Consider the following 18962-nt stretch of genomic DNA (forward strand, 5'->3'; position numbering starts at 1 on the left):
GTTCATCCCGATGCCGAGTTCGCCGAGGTAGCGCGCGCCCTCGTCGGTCTCCAAGATCCCGGTCAGGACCTCCTCGTTGCGCCCGGCGCTGTAGGATTCGATGCGGCCGTCCTCGAACCGGACGCGGACGTCCTCGATCTCGCGGCCCTGCCGGTACAGCGGCATATCGAAGTAGACCTCGCCGTCGACCTCCTCGCGGACGGGCGCGGTGAACACCTCGCCGCCCGGGAGGTTCTTCTCGCCGAAGTCGTTGATCGTCTCGTTCCCCGCGAGGCTCATCGTCACGTCCGTCTCCTCGCCCGACCGGATGCGGACCTCGTCGGCCTCGTCGAGGATCTCGACCATCTGCTGTTGGTGCTCGCGCTGTGCGTCCCAGTCGAGGCTGACGGCGTCCCACACGAAGTCCTCGTAGGCCTCGGTGCTCATCCCCGCGAGCTGTGCGTTGCCGGTCGTCGGGAACTGCGTGAGGCTCCACGTCTTCGAGAGTCGCTCTTGGAGCACAGGCTGCATCGCGCGGCGGTACGCCGCGTTTCGCTCGGGTGCGACGTCGGCGGTCTCGGTCGCGTTGGCGTCGCCGCGAACCGCGATGTAGACGTCCATCTCCTCCTGCAGCGCGAGCAGGTGCTCGGGCGTCTCGAAGTCGCCGTCGTGGTTCCGGAGGAAGGCGCGCGTCGCCCGCGAGTCGCTGTTGAGAGAGACCGGGTGCGCCCCCCGCTCGGCGCACTCCTCGTGGAGCGCGACGACGAGATCCTCTGCGGCGGCCGGGGCGCTGATGACGACTTCGTCCCCGGGTTCGATCCCGGTGGAGTGGTCGGCGACGATCCGAGCGTGTTCGCGGATTCGCGGATCCATACACCGACGGACGGCCGTGCGGACCAAACCCCTTTCGCCACGGCGATCCGCGGGTTCCGATGCCGTCAGGCTCCCGGATCGTTCCGTACTCGGGCCTTGATATGTAGGGACTCTCCCTTTACGTCTCTAGTCCCTCCCTTCGAACAGAGCACCAATGACCGACCCCTCCGATCCCCGTTCTTTCGACGACGGCGACGTCGACGGCGGCGCCCTCGGCGACTCGGGGACGAGCGTCTACACGCGCGACCCCGACGAATCCCCCTCCACGAGCGTCATCCGGGCCGTGTCTGAGCACACCGACACCGACGAGGCGGCCCTGCCGCCGCTCTACGACGCGATCGACACCGACGCCATCGACGACCTCCTCGGCGACAGTTCGGGGTCGCGACGCTCCGGCCACGTCTGCATCACGTTCCGGTTCGCCGGCTGCGACGTGGCAGTGTACGCCGACGGGCGGACGCTCGTCTCCGAGCCCACGTCACCCAGTCCGTGACCGTCGCAGCCGCGGCGTCCCCACCTCCGTCGACGCCGAGGGGCTCACAGCTCCGCGAGTAACGCGGTGAGGAGCTTCCGCTCGGCCGCGTGGATGTGTTCGGAAAAGGTCGCCGAGGAGATCCCGAGACCGTCGGCGACCTCCTGACCGGTGGTCTCCCGCGGCCACTCGTAGTAGCCCGCCTCGAAGGCGGCGTCGATGACCTCTCGCTGCCTGTCGGTCAGGACGTCCTGGAGGAGTCGCTGGTGCGTCGACTCGGGGAACATCGGCGAGACCTCTCCTTTCTCCTGCTTGCCCGCTAGTTCGGCGTCCGGATGGGTCGCCAGGAAGGCGTCGACGATCGGACCCGGGTCGTACTGCGACGGGATCTCCGCGACGATGCGCCCCTCGCCGGCCTCCGCTCGGACGGAACGGGGGAGCGCGCCCAGTTCGGCCAGCCGGTGCGCCGGGCAGTCGCCGGAGACGCTGAACTCGAAGAGCCCGCCGTCCTCGTAGCGGCTGAGAAGCGAGGCCTCGGCCGTCTCGTGCTCGGCCGCGAGCGCGGTGACTCGGTCCGGATCGACCCCCGTGACGTTGAAGAACTCGGCGTATCGCCCGTCGTCGCGCGCGATCATCTCCGCGAGTTCGAACGTACACGACTCCGCTTCCGAGACCCTGACGAACGGATAGTTCGAGTCCCGAAGGATGAATTCGACTTCCAGTACGGCGTCGGCGCGCTCGCGGTGGGCTCTCTCGGACATCGGTGCTCTCGTAGGACTACCGCGTGTTCGGCTATGAAGGTTCGGCCAGTACTGCTCTCGCCGTTTCGGTGCGGGACCGCCTAGTTCGTCGGATCCCGTTCGCCGGCGGCGACGGCGACGTCGAGCCAGTTCTCCTCGGGCGGGAGCGGACACGAGAACGCCTCGCTGAAGGCGCAGAAGGGCGTGTACGCGAGGTTGAAGTCGATCACGACGGTCTCGCCGTCGACGAGGTCGCCCTCGGGGTGCAGTTCGAGGTACCGGCCGCCGCGGTAGGTCTGCTGCCCGGTCGTCTTGTCCCGAAACGGCACGAAAACGGGTTCGTCGGCGTCGTCCGGGCGCTGTTTGTATCCGTGGAGTCGGATGTTCGCCTCTCCCAGTTCGACCTCGAAGGTCACGACGCGCACGTACCGCACCTCCTCGCCGGTGTTCGTCTCCATCGGCACGGGGTCGGGGTCGTCGTGGCGCGTCGCGGTCGCCTCGACGCGGTAGTCGAGGTTCGGATCGAAGTAGTCCAGGCCCTCGAAGTCCTCTCGCTCCGCCGGCGGGACCGGCGACTGCGGGTGCGATCCGAAGAAGTCGTCCTTCTCCCGGCGGTTCGCGCGGAGCGTCTCGACGTAGTCGGCGTCGGAGTCGGTCATACCCGTACAATTCGCCCGGCGCCGTAACCTCTGACGGTTCGGGTCGGCAGCTACGGCTCTTCCGGGGCGACTCGCCGCCGGGGACTACTCTACTGGGCGGTCTCGCGGCTCCGGTCGCCGTAGCCGTGCCCGACGACCAGCGCGACGACGTTCGCGGAGAACAGCGCGAAGAAGACGGTCGGTTCGCTCCCGTCGAGGCCCCCGAGGAGCAGGGGGACGTACAGGAAGGGGAGGGCGACCGCCGTCCAGAAGGCGACGAACCGGAGCGGGACGGCGAGAAAGGCGACCGTACTGCGGACCGGCGACGGGTCCGGGAGCCGTTCGCGTGCGCGGTCGACGCGGTCGAGGGGATCGTGTGAGTTCGACATTCGGGGACACTCCGTGTCACATCCTACGGCGGACGCCGGCATATAGCCGCCCGAGCGTTCCCGTCAGTTTACGTCCGTTCACGACGCCCGGATCGAAGTTAAGGAGATACTTACTACGCCGCGAGATCGACGGATATCGTTTATCTGGAGCGCTAACGCTTTCCCATCCCTTCGGCGGTATCGGCGCGCGCTCGCGGCTGCCGACGCGTGCCGTGCGTTCACCTGTCGGGGCGGCGCGCAGTCCAGCGGCTTTTTGTGCACCGCGAGTAAGTCCCGAACGTCTATGACAGACGACGACGTCCCGACGGCGCGGTCGGTCGACAGCAACCTCTTCATCACTGTCTCGGGGCCGCCGGGCTGCGGTGCGACGACTCTCTGTGAGGGGCTGTCGGCGGCGCTCGACTGCGGGTACGTCTCGGGCGGGGACATCTTCCGCGAACTCGCGGAGGACCGGGACTTGTCCCTGTCGCAACTCATCGCGAAGACCGACGAGACCGACGAGATCGACCGCGCGCTGGACCGTCGCCTCCGGACCATCGCCGAGAAGTGGGGCGCGGCGAACAAGCCGTTCATCCTCGAATCGCGGCTGGCGGGGTGGCTCGCCGGCAACCGCGCGGACCTCCGAATCTGGCTCGACGCGCCCGAAGAAGTGCGCGTCGATCGAACTCGCGACCGCGAGGAGATGGAGGCGGAGATGCGCGTCCGGGAGGTCAGCGAGGCCGGTCGGTATCAGTCCTACTACGACATCGACGTCTCCGATCAGTCCTTCTACGACCTCTCGATCAACACCGCGCGCTGGAGTCCGGCCGCGACCTTAGAGATGGTGCTCACTGCGGTCGAGGAGTACGATCCGGACGTCGACGAGGGCGCGTTCCAGACGAAAGACGTCGAGCTGTAACGGCCCGTTACCGGTCTGTCAGGCCCGCCCTACGGCCGCGACACCATCCTCCTGAGCCGCGGCACCTCCGCGCGGATGGCGCGGCGCTTCAGGAGCAGGAAGCCGGCGAAGATGACGAGGAATCCGACGACGGTGTAGACGGTCGGCACCTCGTCGAGGACGGCCCACCCCGCGAGCGCCGCGAATATCGGCGCGACGTAGGAGACGAGATTGATCTCGATCGCGCCCAGCCGACCCAGCAGGTCGAAGTAGATGAGGAAGCCGAGCGCGCTCGCGACGAGCGAGAGGTACGCCAGCGCCGCCACGGACTCGACCGTCCAGACGACGTCGGCTACCGACTCTCCCATCCCGGCGCTCACGCCGTGCATGATGAGCGCGCCGCCGATCATCGACCACGCCTCCATCGTCTCGATCGGGATGTCGGCGTCGACGCGACGAGTGAGCACCGAGCCGAGCGCGAACGCCGCCGCCGCGCCGAATATCAGGAACTTCGCGACTGCCCCGCCGCTCAGGAGGTTGTTCGGGTCCGGATTCGAGAGGATCGCGACGCCGACCAGACCGAGGAGGAGCCCGGCGAGGCCGACGGTCGTCAGCCGCTCGTCCGAGAGGAACAGCCGGGCGAAGCCGCTCGTCAGGACCGGACTGAGGCTGACGATGACGGCCGCCGCCGCGGAGGTGACGGCCGGGTCGGTCTCGCCGATGAAGAGCAGGGTGTGATAGCCCGCGATGAGGAGCGTCGCGCCGATGGCGACGACGGTCCACTGCTCGCGGGTCCGCGGGAGCGGGCGGTCGGTGGCGTAGAACGCGTACGCGAGCATCAGAACGCCCGCGACGTCGTAGCGCAGCGCGGCGAAGAGCACCGGTGGGATGTACTCCAGCCCGGCCTTGATCGCCATAAACGCCGAACCCCACGCCGCCGCCAGGAGGACGAACAGGAGGAGATTTCGATACCGAGTCACAGCGAACGTGTCGTCGGCGTCGTCGTCAACGTTTCGTTACGGCGACGGGTTCCGACGGCGACGCCGTCGCACGCGCTGGCGACGCCTCGTTCACTCGGCCTCGCCCGCCCGCCGTTCGTCCCGGATCGCCCGGATGACGTCCTGCCGGGCGACGATCCCGACGAGCCGCCCCTCCTCGACGACCGGCAGCCGGTTGATGTCGCGCTCGTCGTCCGCGAGGAGGTCGAGGATCTCGTCTAACGACGTCTCCGGGGCGACGCTCACGACGTCGGCGGTCATCACCTCCCGGATCGGCTTGTTCGTGTTCCGCAGCAGGTCGACCCCGAGGTCCAGATCGTCCCACGAGACGTCGACCGCGTAGGTGAGCGTCTCGAGGAACGGCGGGAACCCGACGGGGATCCACAGCGTCCGGTCCTTCGTCTGAAAGAGCCCGACGAGGTCGTGTTGGGTGACGATCCCGACCACCTCGCCGTCGTCGACGACGGGGAACCCGTTGAAGTCCGCGCGGGCGAGTCGACCGAGCACCTCGCTCACGTCGTCGTCGGGCGAGACCGTCTCGACGTCACTCGTCATCAGATCGCGGGCCGTCAGGGATGTGAGCCGCGCCATAGCCCCCCTTCGTCGCCCGGCGGCCTAACGGTTGTGGGGAGGACGACTCCCCGAGTGACCCAGCGGCGTCTCTCTCCCCGTTCCGACCGACGGCGGTCACCCTCGGCTGAGATATCTTTATGGCCGTCCGTTGACTAGCGGGGGTATGGCCGCTCACGGCCGGTCGAGCCTCCGGGACCTGTTCGACGACTCCCCGACGCCGCACATCGCGCACCCGCCGCGCACCCACCACCGACACTTCTACGTCGCGACCGACGGGTCGTATCGCCGCAACGGCGCGGACGGCGGTCTCGGCGTCGTCATCGAGGCGCACGACGGGACCCGCGTCGCGCGGATCGCGCTGCCCGACGCCGCCCCGGACAACAACGTCGCGGAGTACCGGGCGCTGCACCTCGGCCTCGACGTCCTCGCGGCGCGCGCGCCGCGGCACGCCCGCGTGGGCGTCCTCGTCGACCACGACGACCTCGCCGCCGCGGTCAACGGCGAGGTGCTCGTCGAAGCGGGCGGCGACGCCGGGTGGCGACCGGGCGACTCGCCGAGCGTTCCGGGCGGCAGCGAGTCGCACTGGCGGGGCATCCGGGCGCGCATCGCCGGGTTCGGCGAACTCCGCGCGGCGCGGATCGACAGCCGCCAGAACCCCGCGCACCCCCTCGCGAACGCGCCGGAGGCGTACGCGCACGTGAACAGTCGCGCGGACCGCTGTGTCGTCCCCGACCTCGGCGGTCGCGTCGACGACGTCGAGGCGTTCGGCTCCGAGCACGCCGACCCGCAGTTCCCGCCGCCGTCGCGTTTCGAGGGGAGCGCGAGCGACTGAGACGCGTAGACGCGTGAATGGCGTGGCCGAGAAGTCGTGGGTAGTGTGACCGAGAGCCGCGAATGGCGCGACCGGACTTACTCCTGCGCGTCGACGACGGCGACGCCGGCGAGGTTGACGATGTCCTTCACCTCGTCGCCACGCTGGAGGACGTGCACGGGCTTGTCCATCCCGACGAGCATCGGACCGATTGCCTCCGCGCCGCCGAGCCGCTGCAGCAGCTTGTAGCCGATGTTGCCCGCCTCGAGGTTCGGGAAGACCAGCACGTTCGCGGGCTCGTCGAGCTGTGAGAACTCGTAGGTCCCCTCGAGGATGTCCTCGACGACGGCGGTGTCGGCCTGCATCTCGCCGTCGACCGGGAAGTCGACCTCCTCGTCCCCGTGGAGCGCCGAGACGGCGTCGCGGATCTTTCTGGTCCCCTCGTTGTCGACGCTGCCGAAGTTCGAGTACGACAGCATCGCCGCGCGGGGCTCGACGTTGAACCGCCGGGCGAGGTCGGCTGTGTGTTTGGTGATCTCCGCGAGCACGTCCGAGTCGGGATCGAGGTTGACCGTCGTGTCGGCCGCGAAGATGATGCGGTTCTTGAACGTCAGCAGGTAGACCCCCGCGGCGTAGTCGGCCTCGGGCGCGGTCCCGATGATCGACAGCGGCGGGCGGAGCGCCGAGGGGTAGTGGTGGGTCAGCCCCGTCAGCATCGCGTCGGCGTCGCCCTGCTCGACCATCACGCTCGCGAAGTAGTTGCTGTCCCCGCGGATCAGCTCGTGGGCCTCGTTCTTCGTGACGCCCTCGCGCTGGCGGAGCTCGTAGAGGCGGTCGGCGTAGTGGTCCCAGTCGCCGCTGCGCGGGTCGACGATCTCCGGCGAGAAGTCCAGTCCGAGCTCCTCGGCGGTCCGCTTGATCTTCGTCGCGTTCCCGACGAGGACGGGCTGGGCGATCCCCTGCTCTCGCATCTGGTAGGCCGCGCGGATGATCTTCTCGTCGCCGCCCTCCGCGAGTGCGACGCGCTTGGGGTCGGACTTCGCCTTGTTGAGCACGACGCGCATCATCTCGCGGGACTTGCCGAGCCGCGCTTCGAGGCGTTCCTCGTACTCGTCGAGGTCGACCTCCGTCCGGGCGCACCCGGAGTCCATCGCCGCCTCCGCGACAGCGGGGGCGACGGTGAAGAGCACCCGCGGGTCCAGCGGCTTCGGGATGACGTAGTCTGGGCCGAACTGCAGCGGCTGATCGCCGTAGGCCTTCACGACCGCGTCGGGGACGTCCTGTCGCGCGAGGTCGGCGAGTGCCTCCGCGGCGGCCCGTTTCATATCCTCGTTGATCTCCGTCGCGCGCACGTCCAGCGCCCCGCGGAAGATGAACGGGAAGCCGAGGACGTTGTTCACCTGATTCGGGTAATCGGAGCGGCCGGTCGCCATGATGACCGTGTCGTCGCGGGCGTCCTTCGCGTCCTCGTATTTGATCTCGGGGTCGGGGTTCGCCATCGCGAAGACGATCGGGTTCTCGGCCATCGACGCGACCATCTCCTGCGAGACGATGCCGCCGACGGAGAGGCCGACGAACACGTCCGCGCCCTCCAACGCGTCCGCGAGCGTGTCGTCGTCGGTGTCGGAGGCGAACTCGGCCTTGAACTCGTTGAGGTCCTCGCGGTCGGTGCCGATGACGCCCGAGGAGTCGCACATCGTGATGTTCTCGGTCTCGACCCCCAGCGATGTGTAGAAGCGCGCGGTCGCGATGGCCGACGCGCCCGCGCCGGAGAAGACGACGTCGAGGTCCGAGAGCTCCTTCTCGACGACGTCGGCGGCGTTCAGCAGCGCCGCCCCGGAGATGATCGCAGTGCCGTGCTGATCGTCGTGGAAGACCGGGATGTCGACCTGCTCGCGCAGGCGCGATTCGATCTCGAAGCACTCCGGCGCTTTGATGTCTTCCAGATTGATGCCGCCGAAGGTCGGCTCCATCGCGCGCACGGTGCTAATGATCTCGTCGGGGTCGTCGAGGTCGAGTTCGATGTCGAAGACGTCGATGTCGGCGAAGCGCTTGAACAGGACGCCCTTCCCCTCCATCACCGGCTTCGACGCCTGCGCGCCGATGTCACCGAGCCCCAGCACGGCGCTGCCGTTCGAGACGACGCCGACGAGGTTCCCCTTCGCGGTGTACTCGTACGCGCGCGTCGGGTCGGCGTCGATGTCGCGGCACGGCGCGGCGACGCCGGGAGAGTACGCGAGCGAGAGGTCTCGCTGGGTGTTCGTCGGCTTCGTCGTGGATATCTCGATCTTGCCGGGCGGCTCCTCGCGGTGGTACTCCCTCGCGTCGTCGTCTAGTCCCATAGCGGCGGCTTCCTCACCGGCACAAAAAAAGCTATCTGTCGAACCCCCATTCGACAGACGACGAACAGGGACTCGTCAGTCGAACAACCTCACCGCACGGGAGCGGCCGCCACTTCGGTCGCGCCGTCGGTCAGGAATCGAGTTCGAGCACCTCGTGGCGCTCGATGGAGAACCCGCCGTCCAGCCGGGAATCGACGGTGCGGGTGGGCCACTCGCCCGTCGCGGTCAACACCTCGCTTTCGCCGTCGGCGAGCAGCACCGTGTCCTCGGACTTCGCACCTGACACCGTCGGGTTGTAGGCGTACGCCAGCGGCGTCTCGACGCGCTCCTCTCCCTCTGGGGTGGCGATCCACTCGCGGCCCGCGTAGCCCGCGGCCCCGCCCTGGTGGTGGTTCCGCCACTCGCCGGACTCGCCGACGGCGTCGTAGGCCTCCCTGATCCGGTCGAACACGTCGCCGGCAGTCCCGATTTCTCCATCGTCCGCGGCGGCGCGAAGCGTCGCGTCGAGCGCGCTCGCCTCCACGCGCATCGCCTTCTCGTGCCGTTCGCCGAGCCACTCGGGGGCGTCCCCGAAGGCCACCGTGCGGGTCGTACTCGCGTAGAGGCCGCCTCGCTCGGCGGTCACAGTGACGAGCGCGTACTCGCCTAACTCCGCCAGCGTCGGCGTGAAGTGCCGGTACTTCCGGGCGCGTTCGCCGCCGCCGACGAGGACGACGGGCGATTCGATCCCCTGACTCGCGAGCGTGACCCGCAGACCGGCGGCGACTTCGTGTTCGGTGTCGTCTGGCTGGAGTTCGCGCGCGACGCGCTCGACGGCGGCGGCGACGTCCCCGGCAAACTCGCGGTAGCGCTCGACGTCGGTCGGGCTCAGCGGGCGGCGCAGGCGACTCGCGTTCAAGTGCTCGAACCCCGGGACGTCGAAGTCCGCCGCTCCCGCGCCGTCGGTCGTGGATGCGACGGCGTCAGCCAGCGACGACTCGTACCACGGGACGGCCTCGACGTCGAAGGCGTCCGGAAGCTCCTCGTCGGCGAGCCGTTCGGCCTCGATGTTGTCGGTGACGACCCGAAAGCCGTCCGCGCGGGTGTAGCCCGCGGCCGCGCTCCCGACGTCGGCGTCGCGGTTGACCACGTTGCTCCCGCCGGTGAGCCACGCGAAGGAGTTCGGACGGGCCATCCAGACGGCGTCCAGCTCGGCCTCGTCGAGGAACTCCGCGAGTCGCTCGCGGCGGTGTTCGAGGTGTCTTCGTCGCAACTCCGCTCTCGCGCCGTCGGCGCGTTCGGCGTCCTCCGGCGGCGTCTCGTCGCGCATACCCGCTCGTTCCGCTCCCGCGACTTGAAACGTGCCGAAAGCGAACTCCGGACGAGGCCGAAAGAGCGATTCAAGTAGCTCCGACCCCGACGTGCGCGTATGGACGCGCGTCTCCGACGACTCGTCGGCGCTTCCGCCGCGCTCACGGGTATCCTGATGGTGCTCGGCGTGTACACCGCCTCGACCGGGGCGGGGCTGACCTGCGCGGGCCGGTGGCCCCTCTGTGACGGGTTCTTGGGACTGTTCCCTGCCAACTGGAGCAGCTTCATCGAGTGGTTCCACCGACTCGTCGCGATGATCACCGGCTTCGTCGTCCTCGGCACGACCGTCGTGGCGTGGCGTCAGGGCGCGGAACGGCGCGTCCGGCTCGCGCTGGCCGGCGCGACGATCCTCCTGCCCTCGCAGATCATCCTCGGCGCGCTCACGGTGACGACCTACGAGTGGGCGATCCTGCTGGCGCACTTCGGCACGGCGTCGATCATCTTCACGGGCGTCGCGATGGCGGCTATCTGGGCCTACGAGCCCGCGTCCGGACCCGGCACCGTCGATCGGGTTCGCCGTCCGCTCGCCGTCGCGACCGCGTTGCTTCCCGTGATGCTCGTCTTGGCGCCGCACGCGTTCGTCACGTTCGGCCCGGAGGTCCAAGCGACGTATTACCTCGCCGGGCTCACGGCGTACGTCGGGCTACTCGCGACCGCGGTGTGGGTGACAGACGCCTCCGGTTCGTCCCGCCTGATCGGCCGCGTGAGCGGCCTCGCCGCGCTCGTCGTCATCTCGCTCTTGGTCGTCGGTCGACTGGTGTACGGCGGGACGCTCCAGTACGTCTCGGTCGCCGGCACAATCCTCGCTCTCGGCCTCGTCGCCGCGGCGTGGTTCCTCGCGCGGTCCGGCGGAAGTCCGGCCGACGCGACGGTCGCCTCCCGGAGCGATTGAGCACTGTCGCGGGTGCGGACGGGGAGAGAATTTCGCGGGAACGGCGCGAAACCCCCTGAAAGGGTGACAGACGCGCAATAAAGCGACACGTTGTTATACGGCTCTCTATTACGGGACGATGTTATGGACAGACGGACCTACGTGAAGACCGGCGCTGGCGTGCTCGCCGGCGGTCTGCTCGCCGGATGTACCGGCGGCGGGTCTGGCGACGGCGGAAGCGACTCGACGACCGAAAGCGGCGACTCCGGCTCCGACTCGACGGAGACGGAGGCGGCGACGACCGAATCGGTCGTCCCCTCGACCGTCGTCATCGGCTCGGACATCCCCTACCGGCCCTTCGAGTACGAGACGACGTCGGGCGAACTCACCGGCTTCGACGTCGACATCGCGGCGGCGATCTTCGAGGAGCAACTCGGCGTCGACTACGAGTTCAAGCCGACGAGCTTCGACTCGATCATCCCCTCGCTGAACAACAACAACTTCCGGATCATCATGTCCGCGATGACGATCAACGACCAGCGGGCCGAGCAGGTCGACTTCTCCGACCCGTACTTCACGGCCTACCAGACCGTCATCGTCCGCGCCGACGGCGACATCTCCTCGAAGGAGGACCTCCGCGGCAACCCCGTCGGCGTCCAGAAGGGGACGACCGGGGCCGGCGCGGCCGAGGAACTCAAAGAGGAGTTCGACGGCGAACTCGACATCAAGAGCTACGACCAGATCAACGGCGCGTTCCAGGCGCTCATCAACGGACAGGTCAACGCCGTCATCAACGACAACACCGTCAACGCCGGCTTCGCCAACGACCGCGACGACGTCGTCTTCCTCGAGGGCGAGGGCGTCGCCGCCGAGAGCGACCAGGAAGCGCCGCCGTACCTCACGCTCACGATCGAGAACTACGGCATCGCGTTCCGCCAGGACGACGACGAGTTCCGCGAGCGCGTCAACGAGGCGCTCGCGGCGATCAGAGAGGACGGCACGTACGACGAGATCTACTCGGAGTACTTCGACGGATAATATATCACGGTTCCGCACCACAACCTCGCAACTATGGCTGATTCATACTCGGGCGCATCACCCGAAGCCAACGCTGCGGCCGACGGGTTCCTCGACGACCAGACGCTGAAGTACCTCGGCGTCGGCCTGTCGAGCCTCGTCGCACTCGGGATCGCGCTGCTCGTGCTGTACATTCTGGCCGTCCAGGTCGATTACGCGCTCATCCCGACGATCCTGCCGCAGTTCATCAACGCCTACGTGTTGGTGCTGGGTATCGTCGTCACGGCCAGCGTCCTCTCCGTGACCGCGGGAATCTTCGTCGGTCTCGCTCGCGTCTCGAAGACGTCGATCACGAGCGGGATCTCGGCGGCCTACGTGCAGTTCTTCCGCGGGACGCCGCTGCTCTTTCAGATCTTCGTCGTCTACTTCGGCATCCCGACGCTGTGGCCCGGCACGTTCCCGATCTCGAACTGGGGGATCCCGACGGCGATCATCTCGCTGACGCTGAACCACGCGGCCTACGTCGGCGAGGCGGTCCGCGGCGGGATCGGTGCGGTCCACGACGGCCAGATGGAGGCGGCCCGCTCGCTCGGGATGGGCTACGTGCAGGCGATGCGCGAGGTCGTCATCCCGCAGGCGTGGCGCAACGCCCTGGCGGCGGTTGGCAACGACCAGATCATTCTGGTGAAGGACACCTCGCTGCTGACGGTCATCGCGGTGCCGGAGCTCATCCAGCAGTTCCGCGACGTCAACAGCGCGACGTTCGATCCGTGGACGCCGCTCGTGCTCGTCGCCATCGCGTACCTGTCGATCACGATTCCGATGGGACGGCTCGTGGAGTACCTCGAAGACCGCGCGGACTGGGGCGGTGACTCACAATGAGCGACGCGATCCGATCCGATGACGAGGGGCGAACCGACGGCCACGCGCTGCTCGAATTCGACCACGTGGACAAGTACTTCGGCGAGACGCACGTCCTCAAGGACGTCTCCCTCGACATCCAAAACGGCGAGGTGTGCGTCGTCGTCGGCCCCTCCGGCTCGGGGAAGTCGACGCTGCTGCGGTGTGCGAACCGCTTAGAGGAGATTCAGAACGGCGAGATCCGGCTGGACGGGCGGTCGATCTCCGACCCCGACGCCGACATCAACCGGCTCCGTCAGCGCATCGGGATGGTGTTCCAGTCGTTCAACCTCTTCCCGCACAAGACGGCGCTGGAGAACGTGACGCTCGCGCCGCGGAAGGTCCGTGGGATCCCCGAGGCCGAAGCCCGCGAGCGCGCGGAGGAACTCCTCGCGGACGTCGGCCTACTGGATCAGGCCGACTCCTACCCGAACCAGCTCTCCGGCGGGCAGCAGCAGCGCGTCGCCATCGCCCGCGCGCTCGCGATGGACCCGAAAGTGATGCTGTTCGACGAGGTCACGAGCGCGCTCGACCCCGAACTGGTCGGTGAAGTGCTCGAAGTGATGCGCGGGCTCGCGGCCGACGGAATGACGATGATGGTCGTCACCCACGAGATGGGCTTCGCCCGCGAGGTGGGCGACCGAATCGTCCTGATGGACGAGGGGCGGCTCGTCGAGAGCGGCGATCCCGAGTCGTTCTTCGAGCACCCCGAGACCGAGCGCGGCGAGCAGTTCCTCTCGAAGATCCTCTGAGCCGTCGGGAGATTCCCTCTCGACGCATCACTTCCCGACAAAGCACTTACCGACTCTCCGCGTAGCGTCGCCCGTGACAAACGTTCCCGGACTCGGGCTCGTCGCGGTGCTCGCGATGATCGCGGTGCTCCTCGCTCTCCCGCTTTTGGCCGCGGTGAGCCTGCTCGCCGCCCGTGCAACGGGGATCCGGATCGAGTTCACGCTGCTGGGAACGAACGCCCTCGCGATCGTCTGCGGCGTCGCGGTCGCGGTCGCCAGCCCGCTCGGACTCCAAGAGGTCTCCCTCGGCGCGCTCGTCGGACTGGCGAAGTTCACGGCGGGCGTGCTCGCGGCGGGGCTGTTCGTTTCGGCCGTCTTCGAGGGGCTCCCTATCGCGACGGGGGCCGCGCTGACGGTCGTGTTCCGCGAGGTGTCGTGGTCGCACGCGCTCCAGTACGCGACCGCGGGCTACGCCGTCGGCGGTCTCGGCGGCGCGGTCGCCGGGCTGCTCCTCACCGGCGCGGCAGAGGCCGCGGCGCTCGGCGCGTTGCTCTCGGTGCCGGGCGCGCTCGGGAGCGTCCTGCTGGCCGTCGCCGTCTCGCAGCTTCGTCGGCAGAGAGCGATGTCGGCCTCGTGAGCGTTCGCTCCGACGCGTTCCCCGCATCAGAATCCACGTTCACATAAAGTCGGAGAGCCCCGACTGGCCGTCGTCACCCTCGGAGTCGCCGTCGTCGACCGTCGCCTCCGCCTCCGCTTCGCGGTCCAACACGTCGGCGTCGAGCGTCTGCTGATCCTCGTCGTCTCCGTCGTCGCCGCCGTCGCCCTCCTCGTCGGTGGCGTCCGCGGCCTCTGCGCGTTCCCGGCCGACGAACGCGTCACCGGCGTGCGCCTCCACCGCTTCGGACCGCAACTCTCGGGCGTCCTCGACGATCGACTGCACCTTGTTGGTCGTCTCGCCGCTCCCCGTGACGTAGGAGACGGCCGCCTCGTCGAGGTCGTACCACGCGGCCATCGCGACCGTCAACTCGCGGGGCTTGCAGTGGTGCGTCATCGCCGCGAGGAACGGCAGGACGTCGAGGCGAGCGGTCGTCATCGAGAAGCCGCCGGACTCCGCGATCGAGCGGACGACCTCGTCGCGGGTGCTGTCCCGCGTCGAGCGGTAGGGCGCGCCGCCGTACTGCGTCCACCCGCCGCGGGTGCGGTCGCGCGCGGCGGCGACGCCGCCGGCGAGGTTGTCGGTCGCGTAGCGCCACCACGAGTAATCGAAGTCCGTCGAGTAGACTCGGCTCGTCCAGACCTCAGCGTTCGAGAGGAACTCGTAGGCCCGGGCGAGTTCCTCGCCCTCGTACACCAGCGACACCTTGTCCTCGACCCACTTGAGCAGGTCGTCGGGGGTCTCGTCGACGTCGTAGGCGGTCCGCAGCGCCTCCTCTGCGGGCTTTTCTTTCAACACCGCGTCGAGGAACTCGAAGAGGCCGACCGCGCGGTTTCTCGACCCCGTCGTCACGTCCTCGAGGGTCACCTTCTCCAGTCCTTCGGCGGTCGCCTGGAGGTCTTTCACCGCCGCGCGGAGGTCGCCGCTGTTCGCCTCGGCGATGCGTTCGAGCGCCTCCTCGTCGAACTCGATCCCCTCCTTTCGGAGGATGTCCCGCAGGACGGGCACGATCGATCGCGCGGAGACGTCGCGGAACTCGATTTCCCTCGCTGCGTTGCGCAGCCCGTTCGACATGTCGTAGTACTCGTTGGCGATCAGGACGATCGGCTGGTTCGCCTCCTTCAGGAGGCTCGTGACCGCCCGCTTGCCGCCGCGGTCGTACTGGTAGTGAATGTTGTCGGCCTCGTCCATCACGACGAGCTGGCGGCCGCCGCCCGCGCCCCCGAGCGACCCCGCGAGCGTCGCGTTGCGGGAGGCGCGCCCCGCGAAGCGCTCGATGGCGTCGGCGGTCCGCTCGTCGGAGGCGTTGAGTTCGACGACCTCCCACCCCATATCGTTCGCCAGCGCGTGCGCCGCCGACGTCTTGCCGACCCCCGGCGCGCCGTGGAGGACGACCGGTTCGCGGTGGTCCGGCCACGTCTCCGCCCACTCCTTCAGGGCGTCGCGGGCCTTATTGTTGCCGCGGACCTCCGAGAGGGTCGATGGGCGGTACCGTTCGGTCCAGTCGGTCATTGGTTGTTGATGGGGAGAGCCCCGTTTAGCTTCTGCGGGTCGGACGCTGCTCGCCCGGCGTGGCGTACTGTCCACTTTGTTCGAGATGGTTTCACTTGTTCAATCTGGCCGACAGTTTAACCGTCCACGGAGCGAACGACGGGTATGACCGACGACGAGAGCGGCGTCGTACTGAACGACGAGGAGATCGACGAACTGCTCGGGACTGGCGGCATCGCCGTGTTGGCGCTCGCCGACGAGAGCGACCCCTTCGCGATCCCGGTCTCGTACGGGTACGACGCCGACGAGGGCGTGCTGTATCTCCGCCTCGCCTTCGCCGAGGATTCAGAGAAGGAGCGGTATCTCGCCCGTTCGGATCGAGCCGCTCTCGTCGTCACCCTCGAGCGCGATCAGCAGTGGGCGTCCGTCGTCGCTCGCGGCACTCTGTCGACGATGCCGGAAGCGAGTATCGACGGAACGGTTGTCGAGGCGATCCGCTCGATCGACATCCCGTTCGTGACGATCTACGAGGAGGAACCGCGGGAACTGGACTACCGCCTGTACAAACTCCACCCCGACGAATTGACCGGCCGCAGGGAGAAACCGCGGGTCGGTATCGAATGACAGGCGTCTGATACCCCTCCCACTCAACCAGAAAGTACCTATGTGAGCGTGGCCACCCGTCGACGATGTCACGCCCTGAATCGACCACGACGTCGCGCGGCGGTATCGCACCGACCGGCCGAACCCTCGGTATCGCGGCGATCGGCGGACTGCTCTCGTATCTCGTCACCTACGCCCTCACCTACGCGGTGACCGGCCAGCAGATCGCGAACTCGCTGGCGCCCGCGTCCTCGAACTCTCGACCGGCGATCCCGGCACGTGGAAACTCGTCGGCTGGGTGTTCTACAGCGCCCACTACGTCACGAGCGAGATCCCCGGGCTGTTCGGATCGACGGCGGTCAACCTCATCAGCCGCGGGGACGCCTTCCCGTCGGCGCTCTTCGTCGTCCCGCCGCTCGTCCTCGTGATCGCGGGCGCGCTCGTGGCGGTCGCGGGACGCTCGGAATCGCCGCTCTCGGGCGCGGTCGCCGGCGCGTCGGTCGCGCTCGGGTACCTCCCGCTCGCGGTCGCCGGCGCGTTCGCCTTCTCGATCTCCGTCGGCGACTCCAGTGCCGGCCCGACGCTCGTGACCGCCATCTTGCTGGCGGGTCTCGTCTACCCGCTCGCGTTCGGCGGGGTCGGCGGTGCGCTCGGATCGTTCGCCTCGAACCGGTGACCGGTCGAACCCCGGTTCTGTCCCTCGATTCGACTCCGACTACAGTTCTCTGGCGACCATCTCGGCCCAGTGCTCGAAGCCGTACCGGTCGTAGAACGCTCTGGCCCTGTCGTTCTCGCGGTCGACGTCCAACACGAGTCGGTCGAGCGGCAGGTCCTGCGAGCGGGCACACGCGAGGACCGCGTCCATCAGGTCGTCGGCGACGCCGCTGCCCCGGTAGTCGGAGGCGACGAAGACCTCGTTGAGGACCGCCGCGTCCCAGATGAACGACAGGGTCTCGGGGAGGACGAATGCGTAGCCGACGAGATCCGCTTTCCCTCTCGCCTCCGGATCCGCTTCTGCCTCGGCGTCCGTCTCCGCACCCGCCTCGTCGACGGCGACGATCACGCACTCGGGGTCCTCCGAGACGCACCGCTCGACCCAGTCGAGCCACCGCCTGCGGTACGCCGCGGTCAGCTTCTCCTCGTAGATCCCGCCCTTCTCCTCGCCACCGGTCCCCTCGCCGATCCCCAGTTCGAAGCCGCGTTTGAGCGTCCAGAGGCCGTCCGCATCGGTCGATCCCTCGTACGGCCGGATCGAGATACCCGAATCCGTCGGATGTTCGGTCATCGGTGCTGCTCCGCGTGGGACCGACAAGAGTACTTGTATCTCGTTCGGGCGGCCTCCGACGCGCGAGGTCGATACCGATGACGTGCGGACTGCGGCCCCGCCGCGCATTCTCGTATCGGCGTTCGTCGAACCCCTCCTTCGATACGCTTTTGCGGCCGCCTCTCCCAGATGAGGCAGATATGAACCGAGAGCGCCCGGTCGCCGGGGGGTGTGGCGTATGACGACGGTCCCGCGGGAGGACCTCGCGCGGCGAATCGCCGGCGAAATTACGTTGAGTGACGATCCCGGCGCGACGCTCCGGAAGTGGCGGACCGACTTCGACGTCTCCCAGACCGCGCTCGCCGAGCAGTTGGACGTCTCCTCCTCGGTGATCTCCGATTACGAGAGCGGTCGTCGCGAGAGCCCCGGCATCGGCGTCGTCCGACGGATGGTCGTGGCGCTGCTGGACATCGACGAGTCCCGCGGCGGCGGTCGCATCCGGCAGTACGCCCGCGTCATCTCCGCGGGCTTCGAGAGCGACATCGTTCAGGACCTCCGCGAGTATCCCACGTCGATCCCGCTGGAGACGCTGTACGAGGCGATGGACGCGACCGAACTCGTCCGCGGCGATCAGGACCGGATCAGCGGCCACACGGTCATCAACAGCATCGAGGCGATCACGCGGCTCTCCTCCGAGGAGTTCTACCGTCTCTACGGCCAGTCGACCTCTCGGGCGCTCGTCTTCACCGGCGTCACGCGCGGGGAGTCGCCGCTGGTGGCGATGCGCGTGGTCAACCCCACGCCGAACGCCGTCATCCTGCACGGTCTCACCGAGGACGACCTCTGGGAGCACGCCCCGGCGCTCGCGACGATCGACGGCTTCTCGCTGGCGATCTCGAACCGGGATCTGGACGAGATGCTCGACGACTTGCGTCGGTTGCCGTAAGCCCGCTCGCGGCGAAAGTCCGGCCGATCGACCCTCAACAGGGCGAGACGTCGGTCCCGTCGAGCCGCCGCGTGTCGTTCTCGGTCACGAGATACCGCGCCTCGGAGCCGACGTCGGCGTCTACTTCCGCCGTCGAGTACCAGAACGGCTGGCTGACATCGACGTAGACGCCCTCGGACGTCCGGTTCGCCACCGTGGCCTCGCGCTCGACGCCGGTGTAGGACTCCAGCCCCCACTCGTCGACGCAGGAGGCGTTCTCGAACTGTTGGGTGACGTACTCCGCCTCGGCTTCGAGCGCGCGCTCTTTCGCGTCGCCCGTCGAGACCGTGTCGCCGCCGAGACAGCCGGCGGTCAGGAGAAGCGCCGCGAGCGAGAGGTGGAGGGCGGTTCGCGGCGTGGAGCCCATCGGCTCGTCGACTCGATCTGTCGGAACAAATGCCTT

22 protein-coding genes are annotated in these 18962 nt (G+C 68.2%); 11 read left to right on the forward strand and 11 right to left on the reverse strand.

The window, feature by feature from the left end; all coding sequences use genetic code 11:
* Positions 1–852, reverse strand: an 852-nt coding sequence (locus ACP99_RS08605) for an aminopeptidase (RefSeq protein WP_049986212.1), incomplete at its 3' end; no start/stop codon positions are given.
* Positions 853–1006: 154 nt separating this feature from the next.
* Between ACP99_RS08605 and ACP99_RS08610 the strand changes: the two genes are divergently transcribed.
* Positions 1007–1345: a HalOD1 output domain-containing protein gene (locus ACP99_RS08610; protein ID WP_049986213.1), complete on the forward strand. Its 339-nt coding sequence runs from the start codon at positions 1007–1009 to the stop codon at positions 1343–1345.
* Between the two features lie 44 nt (positions 1346–1389).
* Here ACP99_RS08610 and ACP99_RS08615 read toward each other — a convergent pair whose 3' ends face one another.
* From ACP99_RS08615 to ACP99_RS08625, 3 genes are all read right to left on the reverse strand, one after another.
* Positions 1390–2085, reverse strand: a complete 696-nt coding sequence (locus ACP99_RS08615; protein ID WP_049986214.1) for a helix-turn-helix domain-containing protein — start codon at positions 2083–2085, stop codon at positions 1390–1392.
* Positions 2086–2165: 80 nt separating this feature from the next.
* The gene (locus tag ACP99_RS08620; RefSeq protein ID WP_049986215.1) at positions 2166–2723 is read right to left on the reverse strand and encodes a DUF1684 domain-containing protein; all 558 of its coding nucleotides are present in this window, start codon (positions 2721–2723) and stop codon (positions 2166–2168) included.
* Positions 2724–2812: 89 nt separating this feature from the next.
* A complete protein-coding gene (locus tag ACP99_RS08625) occupies positions 2813–3091 on the reverse strand; it encodes a hypothetical protein (RefSeq protein ID WP_049986216.1) in 279 nt (92 codons plus the stop codon).
* Between the two features lie 283 nt (positions 3092–3374).
* Here ACP99_RS08625 and cmk point away from each other — a divergent pair, with 283 nt between their 5' ends.
* Positions 3375–3989 carry a (d)CMP kinase gene (gene cmk / locus ACP99_RS08630; RefSeq protein WP_049986217.1) on the forward strand — a complete coding sequence of 205 codons (615 nt, stop codon included), beginning with the start codon at positions 3375–3377 and terminating at the stop codon, positions 3987–3989.
* 29 nt (positions 3990–4018) lie between these two features.
* Here the strand turns inward: cmk and ACP99_RS08635 are convergent, their stop codons facing one another.
* Both ACP99_RS08635 and ACP99_RS08640 read right to left on the reverse strand, forming a co-directional pair.
* Positions 4019–4948: a DMT family transporter gene (locus ACP99_RS08635; protein ID WP_049986218.1), complete on the reverse strand. Its 930-nt coding sequence runs from the start codon at positions 4946–4948 to the stop codon at positions 4019–4021.
* Positions 4949–5038: 90 nt separating this feature from the next.
* Positions 5039–5557, reverse strand: a complete 519-nt coding sequence (locus tag ACP99_RS08640; RefSeq protein ID WP_049986219.1) for a CBS domain-containing protein — start codon at positions 5555–5557, stop codon at positions 5039–5041.
* A gap of 145 nt (positions 5558–5702) precedes the next feature.
* On the opposite strand from ACP99_RS08640, the gene ACP99_RS08645 reads away from it, so the two are divergent.
* Positions 5703–6371, forward strand: coding sequence for a reverse transcriptase-like protein (locus tag ACP99_RS08645; RefSeq protein WP_049986220.1), 669 nt, complete (start codon positions 5703–5705; stop codon positions 6369–6371).
* Between the two features lie 77 nt (positions 6372–6448).
* Here the strand turns inward: ACP99_RS08645 and ACP99_RS08650 are convergent, their stop codons facing one another.
* Positions 6449–8692, reverse strand: coding sequence for an NADP-dependent malic enzyme (locus tag ACP99_RS08650; RefSeq protein ID WP_049986221.1), 2244 nt, complete (start codon positions 8690–8692; stop codon positions 6449–6451).
* Between the two features lie 130 nt (positions 8693–8822).
* Positions 8823–10001 (reverse strand): M24 family metallopeptidase, encoded by a 1179-nt coding sequence (locus ACP99_RS08655; RefSeq protein ID WP_081927309.1) that lies wholly within the window; start codon positions 9999–10001, stop codon positions 8823–8825.
* A gap of 99 nt (positions 10002–10100) precedes the next feature.
* On the opposite strand from ACP99_RS08655, the gene ACP99_RS08660 reads away from it, so the two are divergent.
* From ACP99_RS08660 to ACP99_RS08680, 5 genes are all read left to right on the forward strand, one after another.
* Positions 10101–10934 (forward strand): COX15/CtaA family protein, encoded by an 834-nt coding sequence (locus tag ACP99_RS08660; protein WP_049986222.1) that lies wholly within the window; start codon positions 10101–10103, stop codon positions 10932–10934.
* 123 nt (positions 10935–11057) lie between these two features.
* The gene (locus ACP99_RS08665) at positions 11058–11951 is read left to right on the forward strand and encodes a basic amino acid ABC transporter substrate-binding protein (protein ID WP_049986223.1); all 894 of its coding nucleotides are present in this window, start codon (positions 11058–11060) and stop codon (positions 11949–11951) included.
* A 33-nt stretch (positions 11952–11984) separates the two neighbouring features.
* Entirely contained in the window at positions 11985–12812 is an 828-nt protein-coding gene (locus tag ACP99_RS08670) for an amino acid ABC transporter permease (protein WP_049986224.1), read from the forward strand.
* Positions 12809–13582: an amino acid ABC transporter ATP-binding protein gene (locus ACP99_RS08675; protein WP_049986225.1), complete on the forward strand. Its 774-nt coding sequence runs from the start codon at positions 12809–12811 to the stop codon at positions 13580–13582. Before ACP99_RS08670 ends, ACP99_RS08675 begins: the two co-directional genes overlap by 4 nt.
* A gap of 73 nt (positions 13583–13655) precedes the next feature.
* The gene (locus tag ACP99_RS08680) at positions 13656–14198 is read left to right on the forward strand and encodes a hypothetical protein (protein ID WP_049986226.1); all 543 of its coding nucleotides are present in this window, start codon (positions 13656–13658) and stop codon (positions 14196–14198) included.
* Between the two features lie 39 nt (positions 14199–14237).
* Here the strand turns inward: ACP99_RS08680 and ACP99_RS08685 are convergent, their stop codons facing one another.
* Positions 14238–15728 carry a replication factor C large subunit gene (locus ACP99_RS08685; protein ID WP_049986227.1) on the reverse strand — a complete coding sequence of 497 codons (1491 nt, stop codon included), beginning with the start codon at positions 15726–15728 and terminating at the stop codon, positions 14238–14240.
* 144 nt (positions 15729–15872) lie between these two features.
* On the opposite strand from ACP99_RS08685, the gene ACP99_RS08690 reads away from it, so the two are divergent.
* Together ACP99_RS08690 and ACP99_RS20850 are read left to right on the forward strand one after the other, a co-directional pair.
* Entirely contained in the window at positions 15873–16331 is a 459-nt protein-coding gene (locus tag ACP99_RS08690) for a pyridoxamine 5'-phosphate oxidase family protein (RefSeq protein WP_049986228.1), read from the forward strand.
* Between the two features lie 277 nt (positions 16332–16608).
* Complete coding sequence (locus tag ACP99_RS20850; RefSeq protein WP_231554255.1) at positions 16609–16986, forward strand: hypothetical protein; 378 nt, start codon at positions 16609–16611, stop codon at positions 16984–16986.
* 39 nt (positions 16987–17025) lie between these two features.
* On the opposite strand, the gene ACP99_RS08700 is transcribed toward ACP99_RS20850, so the two are convergent.
* Positions 17026–17595, reverse strand: coding sequence for a GNAT family N-acetyltransferase (locus tag ACP99_RS08700; RefSeq protein ID WP_049986229.1), 570 nt, complete (start codon positions 17593–17595; stop codon positions 17026–17028).
* A gap of 217 nt (positions 17596–17812) precedes the next feature.
* On the opposite strand from ACP99_RS08700, the gene ACP99_RS08705 reads away from it, so the two are divergent.
* Positions 17813–18520: a helix-turn-helix domain-containing protein gene (locus tag ACP99_RS08705; RefSeq protein WP_049986230.1), complete on the forward strand. Its 708-nt coding sequence runs from the start codon at positions 17813–17815 to the stop codon at positions 18518–18520.
* Between the two features lie 34 nt (positions 18521–18554).
* On the opposite strand, the gene ACP99_RS08710 is transcribed toward ACP99_RS08705, so the two are convergent.
* Positions 18555–18926: a hypothetical protein gene (locus ACP99_RS08710; RefSeq protein WP_049986231.1), complete on the reverse strand. Its 372-nt coding sequence runs from the start codon at positions 18924–18926 to the stop codon at positions 18555–18557.
* Positions 18927–18962 lie beyond the last annotated feature (36 nt).

The sequence above is a fragment of the Halobellus rufus genome (assembly GCF_000739575.1).
Taxonomy (GTDB): Archaea; Halobacteriota; Halobacteria; order Halobacteriales; family Haloferacaceae; genus Haloquadratum; species Haloquadratum rufum.